Genomic DNA, 18,035 nt, shown 5'->3' with positions numbered 1-18,035 from the left:
AATGAAAAAGATACTCTACATAGCCTTGTTAAGTTTGAGCCTTTTAGCATGTGAGGATGTCATTGATGTCGATTTACAAACTGGCGAGCCCAAATTGGTTATTGATGCAGCCTTAAATTGGGTTAAAGGAACCAATGGCAACTTTCAAATGATTAAACTATCCTTAACCGCTCCTTTTTTTGACGACGAAATCCCTCCCGCAACCGGAGCTACCGTAAGCGTGACCGATAATTTTAACAATACCTTTAATTTTATTGAACAAGAGCAAAACGGCATTTATTTAAACGATTCCTTTATTCCTGAAATAAATAGGGTCTATAACTTAACAGTAGTATACAATAACGAAACCTATACAGCCTCCGAACAGTTAATGCCCGTTGCTTCCATCGAATTTGTAGAACAAAATGACAATGGTGGATTTAGCGGAAATGAAACAGAAATTCAAGCTTACTACACCGATCCCGAAGGGGTTGATAATTACTATTTGTTCGAGTTTATTAATACTTCAACGAACCTTGCTAGCCTTGAAGTTTACGATGATGAATTTACCGATGGTAATCAAATATTTGCATTTCATTCTGATGAAAATTTAGAACCTAACGATAAATTGGAAATAAGAAACTATGGGATTTCCAAACGGTTTTATGAATACATGAACATACTCTTACAGCAAACCGATGAAGAGTCTGGAGATCCCTTTGAAGTACAACCAGCAACAGTAAGGGGGAATTGTATAAATATAACGAATCCAGAACGCTATCCCCTAGGTTATTTTAGAGCTTCAGAAATTGCAACCTTCATCTACACAGTAAAATAAATTTAAAAATAAGGTTACTGGCACAATAATTGAGAGAAAATAACATAATATTGTGAGAATATTAAGTAATGTTTAACTGTTTTATATAATATTCTAATATATATTTACGTTTTAGTCAATCAATTAACAATTAACCCATCATGAACAAAAAAAAGCTTTTTTATATAGGTATAGCTCTTATACTTATAGCAACACTTTATTCCTTTTTAAAATCTACCGATAATGAAAACGTTTCCCTTACCGCCAAGGTTGAGAAAGGCATCTTTAAAGATGAAGTGTACATTTCTGGCGAAGCCCAATCTACAAGCTCTAAAAAAATTAATGGTCCAACAAATGCTAGACGACATGGCATATACAACATTAAAATACAAGATTTAGTCCCAGAAGGTACTGTTGTAAAAAAAGGCGATTATATAGGCAAATTGGATGTATCTGAACTTAACGGTAAAATTCTTGATGCACAATTAAACCTAGACAAAGCAGAATCCAGATTCACCCAACAACAATTAGATACCACGCTAACCCTAAAACAAGAACGTAATACCATAAAAGACCTAGAGTTTAGTATTGAAGAGGACAAATTGGAGCTTGAACGCTCTAAATATGAACCTCCTGCCACTATTAGATCCTTAGAAATTAAAATTGAAAAAACAGAACGTAACTTAAAAGAAAAAAGGGCCGACTATTCTATTAAAAAAAGGCAGGCCAATGCTAAAATGATTGAGGTTGGTACCGAAGTTTCTAAAATCAAAAAGCGAATAGAAGAACTAAGGGAACTTCAAAAGGAGTTCACCATTTTCTCTGAAGATGACGGCATGATAACTTACGTCAAGGAATGGAATGGTACCAAAAAGAAAGTTGGCGCTACCATTTCCCCTTGGGAACCTGCCATAGCCAGCCTCCCAGACCTCAGCAAAATGGAATCTAAAACGTATAGTAACGAAGTTGATGTAAGAAAACTAAAGAAAGGCTTAAAAGCCAAAATAGGTTTTGATGCCTTCCCCGATATTGAATTAGAGGGTATTGTAACAGATGTTGCCAACGTTGGGGAAACCAAAGCCGGTTCTGATATTAAACTTTTTCAGGTATTGATTAAACTTAATGGAACCAATGAAAATATTAGACCTGGCATGACAACATCCAATAGAATACTTACTCACCAAGAGGACGATGTGCTCATGATGCCATTAGAAGGTGTATTTTCTAAAGACTCTATAAGCTATGCCTATGTAAAATCGGGGTACTCTATTACAAAAAAGCAAGTGGAATTAGGCCTATCCAATAACGAAGTTGTAATTATCAACAAAGGTTTGGAAGAAGGCGATGTAGTATACCTAAACAAACCTGAAGGCTTAGAAGAAAAAAGTATAACGCTATTACAATAAAGATGATAGATAAAATACTTTTAGAAAAGCTCAAATCTAACTTCACCGAAGCGTTCTGGTTTATTAAAACGAATAAGGTTAGAACCTTTTTAACCGCTTTAGGTATTATTTTTGGCGTTGCATCTGTTATAACCATGCTGGCCATAGGTAATGGTGCAGAAAAGGAAATACTATCTCAATTAGAGTTGGTAGGTGTTAATAATATCGTTGTAACACCTATTCCTGATGAAAAAAAGGAAGACGACAATGATAACGAAGAAGAAAATGAAAGTGTAGAAGCAAAGCGATTCACAAAAGGGTTGGATATACTGGATGCAGAAAGTATAAAAGATTATATCCCCAGTGTAGCATTGGTTAGTCCTGAGATAATAATGGACACTTACGTTATCAATAATGGGAAACAAAACCCAGTGAAGCTTATAGGTGTTTCCAATGCATTCTTTCAAACATCCAACATTAACTTAGAAAGCGGAAAAAGCTTTTCTAATTATCAAATAAAAAATGCACTTCCCGTTTGTATTATTGGGAAAAAAGTTGAAAAAAAGTTATTTACCGGTGAAAGTGCATTAGGCAAACAAATTAAAGTTAAAGATGTTTGGCTTCAAGTCATTGGCATTATTGAGGAAAAATTCATTTCGGATAAAGCACAGGAAAATTTAGGTATTAGAGACTTAAATGAAGATGTATATATTCCAATAAACACCTTTTTGGTTAGGTATAAAGATCGAAAAATTATAAGCAATAAAGCGGCCTCAGCTGGAGGTGGAGGCTTTATTGTTTTTGGAGGCAATCAAAATGGGCCAAAAAAAAGGATTCCCCGTGGTAACTATCATCAAATAGATAGACTGACTGTTCAAGTGTCTAATTCCAATGAGCTAAAAGCCACTGCCGAAGTATTAAGTAAAATGCTTAAGCGCAGGCATAATGATGTATTGGACTTTGAAATAGAAATTCCCATACAGCTTTTGAAACAACAGCAAAAAACAAAGCAAATCTTTAATATCGTTCTTATCATCATTGCGGGCATTTCATTACTCATTGGCGGTATTGGTATTATGAATATTATGCTGGCTTCAGTTTTAGAAAGGACTAAAGAAATTGGGGTCATTAGAGCTATAGGGGCTACCGAGCAAGACGTTATTCTGCAATTTTTATCAGAATCGGTACTCATTAGTCTTGGCGGTGGAATAATAGGCATCTTTTTGGGGATTACCGGTGCTTATATCATTGAGATGTTCTCTGGGATAGAGACCGTTTTATCTATTAATTCCATCATGATTTCATTCGTTATAGCTGTTTCAGTTGGGTTAATCTTCGGAATATTTCCAGCAAAGGCCGCCGCTAAGAAAAGACCTATTGAAGCTTTAAGATCGGAATAACAAATGATTAATTTATCTCAAAACATATCTCATCTATAATTAATCACCTCATCAATCAAAAAAACCTATTAATTAAATGAAACATATTTTTCTTTTTGCCCTAGTTATCATTCCATTGTTCACCTTCTCACAATCAAAAAAGTTAACGCTCGATGAAGCCATTGCTATAGCCCAAAAAAAATCGCCAGACTATAAAATCAATCTTAATAGAAACCAAGCCTACTATTGGCGGTTTAGACGTTATAAAGCAAGTTTTCTTCCCGAACTGAGTTTAAGGGCTACCCTACCTGAATATAGAAATGCAGTCAATAGAATTACAAATGATGCAGGTCAAGATATCTTTGTCAATCAAAATCAATTATTGATAGAAGGAGGACTTTCAATTGCGCAAAGCGTTCCCTACACTGGTGGCGTATTATCTATAAACACCAATTTAGAACGTGTGGAGCTCTTTGGTCTTAATGATAACATAAACTATTCCGTAATTCCATTTTCTATAAACTATTTTCAAAACTCACTTTTTTACAACCCCTTTAAATGGGACAAAAAAATAGAACCTCTACTCTACGAAGAATCCAAACGGGAGTTTGTTGAAAATATGGAAGAGATATCAGTGAATACAGCCAGACGTTATTTCGATTTGTTAAAAGCCCAAATGCAATTGGAAATTGCCAAAACCAATTTATCCAATCAAGACACACTATATCAAATTGCAAAAGGGCGGTATAAAGTAGGTAAAATTGCAGAAAATGATTTGCTGCAAATGGAGTTAACGGTTTTAAATTCTAAGAATACGGTAACAACCAATACCTTAGAACTAAAGCGGGCATCCCAAAATTTAGCCCGTTATTTAGAATTGGATACCGAGGATTTAGAATTGGAAATCCCAGAAGAGCTCCCCCTTTTTGATGTGGATATTGATAAAGCTTTAAGTGAGGCACAAGCCAATAGAAAAGCAGTAATAGAATTTAGAAGAAAACGATTGGAAGCCGAAAAAGCAGTTGCTGAACAAAAAGGCAATAATAGACTCAAGCTAGGAATTTCAGCTAACTTGGGGATTTCCCAAAATGGTGATGACTTTAATAACCTCTTCAATAATTTTAACAAGCAACAAAATGTAAGAGTAACGTTGAGCATGCCTATTTTTGACTGGGGCGTATCCAAATCGAGACGTAAAATGGCTGAAGCGAATCTGGATTTAACCAAAAATAATATAAACCAAGATAAGTTGGAATTTGAGCAGGAAATCTACCTGCATGTTCTTAATTGGTCCAATCAAAGAGATTTTCTGTACACCTCAGAAAAAGCTAAAGAAGTAGCCACTAAAAGCTATGAAATTTCAAAGAAAAGATATGTTGTGGATAAAATTTCCATTACTGAACTAAACATAGCCTTGCAAAAAAGAGATGATGCCGTGCTAAAGTATTTAAATTCTCTTGGAAGTTTTTGGAGAGACTATTATGTACTAAGGCAACTTACACTTTATGATTTTATAAATAATAAAAAAATAGAAGCAGAAACGATTCTTTATGATTAAAAACCAGCGATTAACACATACTTTTATTTTGCAAAAAACCTCCCTTTGACAGGCTCTGAGCGTCGCTTCGTAAGTCCATAATTTTTTTTCTATTTAGTTTTTGTTAATTTTTAAATGAAAAAATTCATGTACTTTTGAAGTATGGGTTTTATAAAAACAACAGAACAAGATTCTAATTATAACCATCTGGAAAAGATGGATGTCGCAACATTGCTTCAAAGCATTAATAACGAAGACAAAACTGTTCCGCTGGCAGTGGAAAAGGCTCTACCACAAATTGAGGTTTTAGTCCAGCAAATCGTTAAACAATTAAAAAGCGGTGGGCGCTTATTCTATGTTGGTGCTGGTACCAGTGGCCGTTTGGGCATTTTAGATGCTTCGGAATGTCCGCCTACTTTTGGCGTATCGCCTAATTTAGTTATCGGGTTAATTGCCGGAGGAGATACTGCTATTAGAAATGCTGTTGAGTTTGCCGAAGACTCTACCACACAAGGCTGGGAAGATTTGCAAACCTATAATATTTCAAGCAAAGATGTTGTTGTAGGGATTGCAGCATCGGGCACAACGCCTTATGTTATAGGTGCTCTTGAAAAATGTAATGCAAACAATATCATTACGGGCTGTATCGCTTGTAACCATAACAGTCCGCTATCAAACACAGCACAATATCCTATTGAAGTTATTGTAGGACCAGAGTTTGTAACTGGAAGCTCAAGAATGAAGGCTGGAACTGCCCAGAAATTAGTCCTTAACATGATTACTACCTCAACCATGATTCAACTGGGCCATATAAAAGGCAATAAAATGGTGGATATGCAATTAAGCAATAATAAGCTTGTAGACCGTGGCACTAAAATGATCATGAAAGAATTAAGTATAACCGAGGAAGAGGCGCAAAAATTATTGGATAAATATGGAAGCGTTCGTTTAGCCATTAAGAATTATAATGACAGAAACTAAAAGAACAAACAAAACCATTCTTGTTGATGGGCTTAAATTAATGGGAGGCTCTCTAGCCTGTATGTTTACTGGGCCAACGCTTATTTACATTTCCCAAACAAAACTAAAGCAACCCATTGACACCATTATTTTAATTATAGCCATATTAATTTGCTGCTTAGCTATATTTTTAGCTTTTAAGGGCATCCAAACTATCTTGGATAGTATGTTTAAAAAAGAACCTAATTAAGGTTCGTTGCTTTAGGTGTAGTTGGATTATATCCAAAATCACTATCAGAAAAAACAATCCCCAAACGGTCTAAAATATAGTTAATGATTGCATAATGGTGTATGGTATGGCTATTGGCCTGAGCTAACAATGCAGCATACGTATAAGGCATTTCAACGGTTCCCATACCCAAATCATCTTTAACCATAACGGTATCGTCTATCCGCTTGTCCAAGATTTTTAATTTAGCAACAATATCTTTTAAATAACATAAAGCCTGTTCACCACAGGTTTCAACACTTTTATTTCTTTTTCTGTCCGTTAAATCTATTATATCCCCATTTTCTCTATTGAGAATACAATCATAAAAATCTAAAATATGGCGCATATGACTTCCTATACTTGAATAATAAGGAGAGACCGATACATTGGAAAAAACAGTATCCTCTAAATTAACCAATAAGTGTTCTGATTTTTGAAGTGTTTTAAGCGTAGACTGGATTATACTGTTCATGAAGACTAAAATACTAATTTAATTTTACAAAAAATTATCGATTTAGTCTAAAAAAAGAAATAAACTTACAACAATATTATTTTTTACTACACAGTTTAGACTGTTTAAAAGGTATACAACAAATTTTTGTCATTGCGAGAAGCGAGGCAAGAGCGACGAAGCAACCTGTAAGTAATTAAGACTAAAATTCAAAAGATGGCTTCGTTCCTCGCCATGACATTACCAATGACGCATTTTCACAAGAAATGGGAATTTGTCGTGCACCCTATTAAAATTTCGTTTTTCAAATTTAACTACAACGAAGTGCAAGCGGTATAATTCCCCAGGTAAGGATTAAACCCCAATAGCCCTTCTTTTACTTCCTGTGTAGTTAAATAAGCAAATATGCTGTAATATCTAATAAAATATAAATATTTATAAAGATAGTACGTATCTGAATCTTTTACATCTTCTAAATTCGAGCCAACCAGTTCAAATACCTTTTGCTCATCTTCTTCATTAAGGTCAAAATACATGGAAATCATTTTCGCAATCTCTTCTGTATTGGCATTTGAAATTTCCTTTTTAAAAAGCGCCTTATATTTTTGCTGAAAAACAGTTGCGCCTTTTATAAAAATATCTTGTTCTGCTGTTGGTACAACATCATTCAATAATATATCCAAAAATTGGGGCACATATACATCCAATGCACCAATGGTATCTGTTTTGGGCAATATAACATTGGCTATTTGTTCAACAATAAACGCTTGGTTTAAATTTAAAAAAGCAGGTTTCCATTGTAGATGCCGCTCATCACCACACGATGTCAATACTTGCATCAATGCCGGTGTTGCTATAAGGCCTCCTATAGATAGCGGTATGGTTTTTAATACACGTCTTCTATCCATATTAAAATGCTTTTAACTTTAATTGTTTTGCGGCGTGGTTAGCTGCTCTAGCCGATAGGGCCATATAAGTTAACGATGGATTTTGATAGGCCGAAGACGTCATACAGGCACCATCGGTAACATACACATTAGGCACTGCATGCACCTGATTATTTTTATTTAAAACCGATGTTTTTGGGTCATGCCCCATTCTTGCAGTTCCCATCTCGTGTATGGCATGCCCAGGAAAACAGGGTTCATTATAGCCTTTAACATTTTTAAATCCTGCCGACTTGAGCATGTTAACCGCTTCCTTTTGCATGTCTTCACGCATTTTGTGTTCGTTCTCCTTGAACTCACTATCAAATGTTACGATTGGAATACCCCATTCGTCTTTCTTTTCCTTATCCAAGTACATTTTATTGTCGTGATAAGGCAAGCACTCACCAAAACCGGTCATGCCAATAGTCCATGGACCGGGTTTCAATAGCTTTTCTTTTAGCCCTTCACCATACGAAAGCTCTTTGATGGCACTTTGCCAACTGCTCCTACTTGCACTACCTTGAAACCCATAACCTCTTAAATAATCCTGTTTTGTAGCTTCATCTCCCAAGTTTCTAAATCTCGGAATATGGAAACTTGTTGGCCTTTGCCCAATATAATGCTTATCATCAAAGCCCTCTGCCGTAGCTGTAGCCCCTACTCTAAAATGATGATCCATCAAATTATGTCCCAACTCACCACTGTCATTCCCCAAGCCATTGGGAAATCTGGTTGATGTAGAGTTTAGCAATATTGCCGTACTGGCCACAGTTGATGCACAACAAAAAATAACTTTTGCCGAAAACTTAAGCTTTTCATGTGTTAGGGCATCGATAACCTCAACTCCAGTAGCCAATTGCTTTGCATCATCATAAATAATTTTATTGACGATAGAATTAGGGCGAAGCGTCATGTTGCCAGTTTTAGATGCTGCCGGCAACGTGGAGGAATTACTGCTAAAATACCCTCCAAAAAGACAGCCTCGCATACACTGGTTTCTATACTGACAATTGGTTCTTCCTTCATGTTTTACATCGCCAGTAAGATGGGCAAACCGTCCCATGGTTAAATAGCGATTGGTATAATTTTTAGTAATCTTATCTCTAAACTCCTGCTCTACACAATTTAATTCCATAGGAGGTGTAAAAATACCATCTGGCAAATGAGGCAAACCTAATTTCTCTCCACAAACCCCAATGAAGCGTTCCACTTTATCATACCATGGTGCTATATCCTTATAACGAATAGGCCAGTCCACTGCAATACCTTCTTTTTTATTCGCTTCAAAATCCAGATCACTCAACCGAAGGGTTTGGCGTCCCCAAGTTAGGGAACGCCCGCCTACATGATAACCTCGAATCCAATCGAATCGTTTGCTTTCACTATATGGGTGTTTGAGGTCATTTACAAACCAATGCTTGGTTTCTTCACGTACAGTATAACCTGCCCTATTCTGCTTTTCTTGTTTTTTTAAGTCAGCTCGGGTCACTAATCCTCGGTATTTTAAATCCCAAGCATTTTTATTTGCCGTTGGATAATCTTCGATGTGCTTCACCATGCGTCCTCTTTCAAGTACCAAAGTCTTTAAGCCATTTTCGCATAATTCTTTAGCTGCCCATCCACCAGAAATCCCAGTGCCTATAACAATGGCATCATAAACGTCGTTCATTAACAATCTTCTTTTGGGGTATAAAAATAAGTATTCAGTATAACTTAAACAGGTTACAAATTTTTCATTTTAGGGTGCTAAATCCTTAATTCTGATATTACGGAACCAAAGTTCGGAGCCATGGCCCAAAAAGGCAATATGTCCCTTGGTTCTTTTTAACCCTGGATGGTCTTTATGATCGGCCGTACCATGCTTTGTGGCTTCTTTAATATTGCCATCTACAATAACAGTCCCGTTAAGTGTTATTTTTATATGGTCGCCTTTTACTTGAACTTCTTCATAATTCCATTCGCCCACAGGTTTTAAATAGCCGCGTTTAGCAGCTATAATACCATATACGGATCCATGATATTGATAAGGTTTTAAATTAGCATAAATAGAAGCCGTGTTATCCAATATTTGCAATTCCTTACCCACATAGGCCGCATCTCCCTGCAATGGTGCATGAATTCCCAATCCGTTATTGGCTCCAGGTGTTAATTTGAATTCAAAACGGAAAATAAAATCAGAATACTCCTCTGCTGTATAAAGATTACCATGCCCGCCTTGCTTAGGACGCACAGCTATCTCGTTATTCTCAACAACGTAATCGACTTTATTTCCAATCCAATGGTCTAGATCTTTGCCATTAAATAAGGATTTAAAACCTGCCTTTTGTTCGGCTTTGGTCAATAAATCATCTCCCGATACAATTTCACGTACATATACATTTCTAAACCCAAGGTCTTCGCCATGTGCCTGTAGTTCTATGGCCTCTTTTGGAAAAATACTTTGACTACGATCCCAATAGTTTTCTAACGGCACATTATCGGTTACCAAAACGCCATTTAAATAAACGGTTACGCGATCGCCCACCATTTTTATACGGAATGTGTTCCAATCATTTACAGGATTATCGGCTACCACAAGGGGCTTACTTTCGTACTTCTGATTGTTATACAGGCCGCCACTACCAACTTGGGCGCCTACATTGGTTCTGGCAATATCCCATATTTGCACCTGTGGTGTTCCCCTAAGATAGATACCACTATCGCCACCGTTAGTTATCTTCCAATCGACAAGCATTTCAAAATCACCGTAATCCTTTATTGTACAAATGTTATTATAACCTTCACCTTTAAACCCAATAACACCATCTTTTACAAACCAATCCCTTTGCATTTGCGCATTAGCTTCTGCCTGTGCCTTAGCCAATTCTTTTTGAGACATTTTTTGACGTGCAATAGGGTTTTTAACCAAGCCTTCCCAACCAGAAAGATCCTTCCCATTAAAAATGGAAACAAAACCTGCTTCTTTAGGCATATTTTCCAAAAACTCCTTGACATCAATTTTTATATACTGACTATCGGGACCAGTTAAATTATCAACACTTTTAGAGACAATGTCCCTAACCAAGCTGCCACTTAACCCATCATTCTTCCCGGGTGCAGGAAGTGCTATTCCAATAATGGCATTGGAGGCCGAGGACACTAATTCCTTTACTTCTAAAAACTCCGATACAAATATCAATGACAAAAAGGTCTTTATCTTTCCAGCCGCGCTTATAATTTGTTTTTTCTGATTTGTTGTTGAAGCATATGGCACAAGCTTTCGCACTAAAAGCAACTTCTGATCGTCTGGGTATCCCGATCTGTCCACTTTTTTCAAATAGCCATCAAAAGCCTTCGCCTGTAACGCTATATCAATATGCTTAACAGCTTCAAATAGCACAGGAATAGCATCGTTGTTTTGCCAATTAGACAATGCTTCCAAAGCCAATTTCTTAGCTTTAGGACTTCCTGTTTTTATTTGCTCCGATACCAGCATCAACGCTTTTTCGCTGGCTAAAGCAGATAATAAGGGAATCCATTTGGATTTCTCGGAAGCCGTTAGATATGCATTATATACCTGATCTACATTTACTGCCTCCTGGGATTTCAGGATATTAACAATACCTTTTTGTAGGTTAGCTATATTCTTTTCTTCTTTGGCTTCGGAAAGCAAAGCTATAAGATCTGATAGATTATTGGCTGTTGCAATCAATGGCAAAGCTTCATAAACAGTCTCCTTAAGATTCTTATCCCCATCCTTTAAAAGTTCTACTATGGTACTAAACTGGGCATTGGCATTTCGTAAAGCCAATACACAAACCAACACTTGCTTTGCTTCAGAATTACTACTACTTAATCGGCTCGACAATAGTTCGGCGTCCTGCAAAGCGACAATTCGAAGTAGTGTCTCTTGCATGGCTAGGTATTGTGCTTCCGAATTCAGGGTATTTAAACTATTCAGTAAAACCGACAATGCCTTTTCTTTATTTTGATAGGCCATCGCTTTTATTGCGGCAATTCTAACACCTTCGTTATCCGATTGGATGGCTGGTTCCAAACATTTTTCAAATATTACTGGGTCTTCTTTTATACCCAGCATATTAATAATTAATGGCTTGGTATCTGAAGCTGCCTTTTTATATGCTTTGATCCACATGGAAACACTAGCCGAATTTAAATTCCGGGAGGCTGCATCAAGTACCACAGCTTTATAAGCTGCATCTCCTTTTTTAATTTCCTTAAGTAATATTTTGGTGGCTACTTGTTTTTCCGCTTCACTAACCAAATGTATTCCGGCCGATCTAAAATGCAATTGATCGTTAGCTGTACAATTTTTAAGTAATAGTTTACCTATCTCTACACTTAGCTGATTTTCTCCCGTTTCCTGTAACCTGTTTCCATAACGTATTAAGGCTAAAATAGCTTTCGATGCCTCTAATCTGTAATTGGATGCTTTAGCTGCTGCTATTAAATATCCCATGGTATCTACCGAGCCCAGTTCTGCCAAGGCCATAAGAGCTCTTTGTTTAATATCTATGTCAGTAGACTTGCCCAGCTCATAGAGAAATGCTTCTGCCGGCTTATATTGCAATTGCCCTAAAACCTCAATAAATGCTGGTTTTTGGTCATTTTTGGCCAATTTGGTGGCTTCCAAAACAGTTTGTGCGACTTCATTGGTCCCTATGGATCTTAAAGCGCCCAATGCTGTCTTAAATAAATCTGCATTGGATAAATAGCTTTTTAAAAGTGGAATACTTGCATTGGTTCCACAAAACATCAAACGTTCCAACAAAAAGGTTTTCACTTCATTGTTAGAAGTCTTGCTAATCGCCTTAAGCAAAGCTTGTTCCACTACATTTCCCTGCTGCACCTCATTGGCTTTTCCTCCACCATAAACCGCTACGCTTTGTATAGCGTAACGTGCTTTTGTATCATCTCCTGTTCCTAGAGGCACTAACATATCTGTAAATTGCAATATCCCAGCCACATTAAGACCAATCATTTCTTCCATCAATCTATCTCTGTGGCTTAAATCCTTGGTCGGTAACTGTGCTAAAATATCGGCGACTTTGGTTTCTAGTGTTCTATTAATTTGTCCTGATACTGTTTGAGTTGCCATTAAAACAACTGTACATATAATCGCTATAATTCGTTTCATCTCTATATTTTTGTTGTTTTTAATATGCCCAAGAACTTCTCATGGGCTGATTTATTAACCTATTAGCTTCTTCATCATTTATAAACTCCTGTTTAACAGGGTCAAATTCCAATGTTCTTCCTAAACGAAGCGCTACTACGCCCATATTAACAACAGTTGCTGAACGATGACCATTCTCTTCATTTAAGGCAAATTTTTGACGTGTCTTAACAGATTCTGTAAATGTTATTATTTGCTCTTCAGGATCAGGTATACTATTAATAATGCCTTCTATGTTAGGGATGGTAGACTTAAAGCCATTAAAGATCTTACCATCTGGCCCCTCTATATAGGCAGCGTTCTTATCTTCATTTGCGCCATCTAAAATAATTTGACAGCCATCGGCATAGGTAAAAGTTATTTTTCGCCAAGTACCAATCGCATCATAATGTTGTTGTGGGGCATCGACCTCTACTTTTACCGGACTGGTATTGTCTTTTCCTAAAAAGTACTGAACGGGGTCTATATAATGTTGCCCCATATCTCCTAATCCACCACCATCATAATCCCAATACCCTCTAAACGTAGAATGAACTCTATGCGGGTTATATGGTTTTTCGGGTGCTGGCCCTAACCACATGTTATAATCTAAATGAGCAGGAACGGATTGGGGTTTTAGATTTTCTTTTCCAACCCAATAAAACTTCCAGTTAAATCCTGTAACACCACTTATTGTAACTTTCAACGGCCAACCTAAAACACCACTATCTACAACTTTTTTAAGTTTTTTAACTGGTGTTCCCATACCGTAGAAATTGTCCTTAAATCGAAACCATGTATTCAATCGAAACATCCTTCCGTGTTGCTTCATGGCTTCAACGACACGTTTTCCTTCTCCTATGGTTCGTGTCATTGGCTTTTCACACCAAACATCTTTACCTGCCTCAGCAGCCATTATAGACATTAGACCATGCCAATGCGGTGGTGTTGCTATATGAACAATATCTATATCTGGACGTTGCAGGACTTCCCTAAAGTCTCGATAGCCTTTTACGTCGCTACCAACTTTTTTTAAAGTATTGGCTAGGTGATTCCCGTCGGCATCACAAATGGCTAGTAATTTGGTGCCTTCATAATTTAAATGTCCTTGTCCCATACCCCCAACACCAATTACTGCTTTTGTTAGTTGATCACTCGGGGCTATAAAATTGGTTCCCCCCATAACATGTCTCGGGATAATGCTTATACCTGCTGTTGCGACTATTGCTTTTTTAACAAAGTCCCTTCTGGTATTTAATTGTTTCTTCATATAGATTATTTATAATAAGGTAAACATTAAATTCAATGCGTTCAATATATATCATGAACTCATTTTGAACCGTAAATCTATAAGCTAGGGATATAGTAACAGGGGTAATAAAAAGGGTAATTAACTTAAAATAAGTGAATTTTAAGCTAAATAAGTTCTTTTATATAGGGCTCTTTATAAAATTGCTCGTACAATCTTTTAAAATGTTCGGTCACTTTTTGGGCCGACATATGCTTCCCTTGTCTAATTAAAATCTCAATTTTTGCCTTAACTGCATTTTCATGCAATGGATCTATAACCAAAATAGCATCAATTATTTCAATTAGAAAATCATCTTCAAAATCATTTTCATCCAAATATGGCGTTAGAATTTCCAAAATAAAGCTATCATATCTGGCCTTAAAAGGGTCTATCCATTCTGCATCAAAATTTGGTAAAAGCACACCTACCTTTACTATGGACAATATTTTTTTTAGGTCTCCTATAGTTTTTGTTCCATGTTGCTTATAACTAAATAGGTTAGGCACCATATATTGCAGCTCTAAGATATCTAAAACATTCGTGCCTTCAATTTTAAGCCTCCATTTCTTATCTGAATACACAATTTCTATATGAGGCTGATCATTGAAAATACTTCGAATCTCTTTAATTTGTGTGCTTCTGTTGTTTTTAACACGTGCAGGTGAGAAGCCAGGCCAAAGCATTTGCCCCATCTTTTTTGAAGTTATCCCCCCTTCCTGAAGTGTATATAATATTAAACATAATAGCAATTCCCTTCGTTTGGGAGAAAATTTATGTGTAATATCCTCTCGTTTTGAATTATAGACTTTAAACCCTCCCAAACATTGAATGGTGTACTGCGTTTCTATAGCCTCACCAATTATAATTGGGCGTTTCTTAGGGGCATTTGATGATTTACGCTTTTTTGTTTTAGCTTTTGCACCAATTACTATGATAAGGATCAAAATAAAAACGCCACCTATAACAGCAACAATCAACAGGTCTGATATGTTTTCATTAATAGCAATACCTGCACTGTAAACCTCTTTAATCTCATCGTCACTTAGGGCGCGCTGCCATACGGCCAAATCACTCATAAACCCCATGTAGTTCTCGCCCCACAGATTTGTACCTACCAGCATGGAATGGTTGGTTTGCTCAATCCCAGATGCTATACTTTTATAAACCAATTCTCCATTAGCATAAAAGTACATGTCTTTGTTTGGCAAATACACAAACGCCACATGGGTCCATACATTTGGCTCAACCACGCGTTTGCCTCCAGAATGGTCTTTAATTCCAGGTGTTGTAAATTGCAAAAAACCATCGGTTATCTTAGCCGAAAACACTTCTCCCTTACCAATAACGCTTAACTTTCCATCAATTTTATCTGGTTTTACCCAAACCGAAACGGTAAGCTCATTAAAAACAACATTGCTTTCATCCCTAAGATCTATATAACTGGAGACTCCATTAAAATATGCTACCGAACCATGCTTTTTATCTTCAAAAAAAGAGATGTCATTAGATACTTCCAGATTGTCCGATGAAGCCAAATTATTTACATGCCCTTCCAGCGGTATATAAATCTTTAATTTCTCTCTTAAATTGTACTTATGCGCCCTAAAAATTTTGGGAGTATCTTCATTATAGCTATTGAAATTAAATATATCTGGAGAGAACCAGTATCCTCTTTTTTGGGGCGTTAACTTACTGGTATTTGAAGTAAAGACCCCCGTAGTGCGTTTACCCGGGAGTTCTATCCAACTAACCTCCTTTAGAGGTTCTCCGTTAATTTCGGCACTAACACTATAATCATGCCCGAGCAATTCTACAGGTATGGTTTTTAGGGAGTCTATTGGCTCTTGGGAATAACATATCCAGGCAACAAAGCTTAAATAAATTACACTTATCTTTTTCGATATTCCCATAGCTATCCAACAATTCCCCGAAGGTATAAAAAACATCTAAAATAGAAATCTATAAATTATATTTAATCGAACCCATTTAAACTTTTTAGTTGCTTTTAGGGCAAATGGCAAGCCACCACGCTATACGCTATAGTTTTTAAAAATTTTTTGGATTTTAAAAAAGCTGCCGCTCCTATCGTTTTTGCGGTAGTTTAGCCGTTAGGCATTAGCCATTAGTCGGCTGGTTGCAACTCAAACTTTATATCAAATATCAATTCTCCCTTTTCAATCCCATCAATCCCATCAATCCCATCAATCTCTTTCAATCTCATTAATCTGTCTTACTACCTTCTAAAATAATTCTAGGCAAATTCTCATTAAACCACCTATGTTTATTAAGAATCATAATATGCGTACCTCCTTTTACGATAATACAATTATCTATATGTTTTATAGGAAAAACAGTATCCTTATCACCATGTATATGCACAATATTTGGGATAACTTCTATTTGTTCCCAACACAGCATATTGGTTATCGCCCATTTTAAATATTTAGGATCGTTAACAGATAGGTACATCTTATACATATCCAATCGCTTTTGGACATATTCACCCATGGCATATTTAGCTACCAATTCAATATTGGAAACCAATTGGGTAGGCAATAATTTATAGGCTTTAGATTTTTTTGCCAATACCATGGTCTTAGGGAGTTCGTACATAGACTTCACGCTAGACACAATAATCAATTTTCTAACCAAAATGTGCTTACTCATTTCCTGCACCAAAACGCCACCAAACGATACGCCTAACAAAACAATATTATCATGCTTTACGAATGATGCCATACGCAAGGCATAGTCTGCAATAGGCTCGTTATCAACAGGAATTATCCACTCTAAATAATGAAGCTCAAATTGGTCTACTGGCAACTGGATATACTCAAAAATCTTTGGGCTAGCAGCCATTCCTGGCATTAAGTACACATGTATTAACTCTTGACTCATAAGCTTTTAACGCACATTCTCTTTTATTATGCGATTTTTTTTTGTACTTTTGCAAACAAATTTAGACAAATAGTAGTCACTATTTATCACTCCTTAAAAATAAATTAACACACTTGCCATGGTTGATGTAGCAGAATTAATTGACAACGATTTTTTACGCCAATACGAATTAAAAATCGACAATCATTTAGCTAAAATCGAATACTCGCTTCAAGAACGCAAGATTTTTTTAACAAAGCTTGTAATTCCTAACGAGATTAACGATGATGGTTTTAAAAAAGATTTTTTAGCTGCTGTCTTTGAACTGATTGAAGAACGCAACTTAAGCATTGTTCCTACAAGTCCAGAAATCGCAAAATTTGTAAGGAGCAATAGAAAATACAAACGTATGCTTCCCGTTGGTGTAAGGATATAAGTTTAAATAACGTATTACAAAAAACTCCAAAGTCAATGGCTTTGGAGTTTTTTGTTTTATTACTCTTTATCTTAGCTTAATAGTATTTTGAATAATCTTTTGAAATCTTCACAAAGTGTAAATTGCTGGAAGTACTTGATACCAATTGGCCTTCGGCATTTATTGTATATGTAGATCCGTTATCTAAAAGCCTAACTTCTTTATTGCTTTTTACCCAATTAAAAGGGACAGCACTAGAAGTCATTTCAGAACCAACTTTATTAGTTTCTATACTTAGTCCCGTATTATCTTCCCCAAAAACCAAGGTATGGGTCTTTACAGACGCTGTATTGGAAATGCTAGTCTCCCAGACTCCCAATAAATTATCATCTTGATTAATATCCTCTTTAGAGCAAGAAGCGAAAAGTGAAACAAAAATTAAAACAACGGTTAAGTTTAAAATAGTTTTCATAACTAATAGATTTGGATTCTTAGTATTGAAATATCATTACAAGCCAAACCTACATTAGTCTTTCGGGGGTGTCAAAAAAATCCGTTTAAAGTCAATAAAAAATGTCAAATGGACGAT

The 18,035-nt window shown here is 36.3% G+C and carries 15 protein-coding genes; 7 read left to right on the top strand and 8 right to left on the bottom strand.

Translation table 11 applies throughout. From position 1 onward, the window contains the following. Position 1 precedes the first annotated feature (1 nt). The 6 genes from MR062_RS08300 to MR062_RS08275 all read left to right on the top strand — a co-directional run bounded on the left by MR062_RS08300 (position 2) and on the right by MR062_RS08275 (position 6,307). On the top strand, positions 2–817 hold the full coding sequence (locus MR062_RS08300; protein ID WP_242203683.1) for a DUF4249 domain-containing protein: 816 nt from the start codon (positions 2–4) through the stop codon (positions 815–817). Between the two features lie 140 nt (positions 818–957). After that, positions 958–2,202, top strand: a complete 1,245-nt coding sequence (locus MR062_RS08295; RefSeq protein WP_242203682.1) for an efflux RND transporter periplasmic adaptor subunit — start codon at positions 958–960, stop codon at positions 2,200–2,202. A gap of 2 nt (positions 2,203–2,204) precedes the next feature. After that, a complete protein-coding gene (locus tag MR062_RS08290) occupies positions 2,205–3,581 on the top strand; it encodes an ABC transporter permease (RefSeq protein WP_242203681.1) in 1,377 nt (458 codons plus the stop codon). A 76-nt stretch (positions 3,582–3,657) separates the two neighbouring features. Then, positions 3,658–5,118, top strand: coding sequence for a TolC family protein (locus tag MR062_RS08285; protein ID WP_242203680.1), 1,461 nt, complete (start codon positions 3,658–3,660; stop codon positions 5,116–5,118). A gap of 141 nt (positions 5,119–5,259) precedes the next feature. Beyond that, positions 5,260–6,078, top strand: coding sequence for an N-acetylmuramic acid 6-phosphate etherase (gene murQ / locus MR062_RS08280; RefSeq protein ID WP_242203679.1), 819 nt, complete (start codon positions 5,260–5,262; stop codon positions 6,076–6,078). Further along, positions 6,065–6,307 carry a DUF6095 family protein gene (locus MR062_RS08275; RefSeq protein ID WP_242203678.1) on the top strand — a complete coding sequence of 81 codons (243 nt, stop codon included), beginning with the start codon at positions 6,065–6,067 and terminating at the stop codon, positions 6,305–6,307. The genes murQ and MR062_RS08275 overlap by 14 nt, the downstream gene beginning before the upstream one ends. Here MR062_RS08275 and MR062_RS08270 read toward each other — a convergent pair. From MR062_RS08270 to MR062_RS08240, 7 genes are all read right to left on the bottom strand, one after another. Further along, entirely contained in the window at positions 6,300–6,800 is a 501-nt protein-coding gene (locus MR062_RS08270; protein ID WP_242203677.1) for a DinB family protein, read from the bottom strand. The genes MR062_RS08275 and MR062_RS08270 overlap by 8 nt on opposite strands. A 293-nt stretch (positions 6,801–7,093) precedes the next feature. Next, the gene (locus tag MR062_RS08265) at positions 7,094–7,687 is read right to left on the bottom strand and encodes a gluconate 2-dehydrogenase subunit 3 family protein (protein ID WP_242203676.1); all 594 of its coding nucleotides are present in this window, start codon (positions 7,685–7,687) and stop codon (positions 7,094–7,096) included. A 1-nt stretch (position 7,688) separates the two neighbouring features. Beyond that, a complete protein-coding gene (locus MR062_RS08260) occupies positions 7,689–9,377 on the bottom strand; it encodes a GMC oxidoreductase (protein WP_242203675.1) in 1,689 nt (562 codons plus the stop codon). 69 nt (positions 9,378–9,446) lie between these two features. Next, positions 9,447–12,845: a DUF1080 domain-containing protein gene (locus MR062_RS08255; protein ID WP_242203674.1), complete on the bottom strand. Its 3,399-nt coding sequence runs from the start codon at positions 12,843–12,845 to the stop codon at positions 9,447–9,449. Positions 12,846–12,864: 19 nt separating this feature from the next. Continuing rightward, positions 12,865–14,133, bottom strand: a complete 1,269-nt coding sequence (locus MR062_RS08250; protein WP_242203673.1) for a Gfo/Idh/MocA family oxidoreductase — start codon at positions 14,131–14,133, stop codon at positions 12,865–12,867. Positions 14,134–14,279: 146 nt separating this feature from the next. Beyond that, positions 14,280–16,064, bottom strand: a complete 1,785-nt coding sequence (locus MR062_RS08245) for a LamG-like jellyroll fold domain-containing protein (protein ID WP_242203672.1) — start codon at positions 16,062–16,064, stop codon at positions 14,280–14,282. Positions 16,065–16,374: 310 nt separating this feature from the next. Then, positions 16,375–17,052, bottom strand: coding sequence for an alpha/beta fold hydrolase (locus MR062_RS08240; RefSeq protein WP_242203671.1), 678 nt, complete (start codon positions 17,050–17,052; stop codon positions 16,375–16,377). Between the two features lie 118 nt (positions 17,053–17,170). Here MR062_RS08240 and MR062_RS08235 point away from each other — a divergent pair, with 118 nt between their 5' ends. After that, positions 17,171–17,467 carry an N-acetyltransferase gene (locus MR062_RS08235; RefSeq protein ID WP_242203670.1) on the top strand — a complete coding sequence of 99 codons (297 nt, stop codon included), beginning with the start codon at positions 17,171–17,173 and terminating at the stop codon, positions 17,465–17,467. A 76-nt stretch (positions 17,468–17,543) separates the two neighbouring features. Here the strand turns inward: MR062_RS08235 and MR062_RS08230 are convergent, their stop codons facing one another. Beyond that, entirely contained in the window at positions 17,544–17,918 is a 375-nt protein-coding gene (locus MR062_RS08230; protein ID WP_242203669.1) for a hypothetical protein, read from the bottom strand. Between the last annotated feature and the right edge of the window lie 117 nt (positions 17,919–18,035).

The sequence above is a fragment of the Aestuariivivens insulae genome, assembly GCF_022662195.1.
In the GTDB taxonomy this organism is placed as follows: domain Bacteria; phylum Bacteroidota; class Bacteroidia; order Flavobacteriales; family Flavobacteriaceae; genus Aestuariivivens; species Aestuariivivens insulae.
The sequence above is the reverse complement of the archived record's forward strand: the minus strand, read 5'-3'. Positions and strand labels throughout refer to the sequence as shown.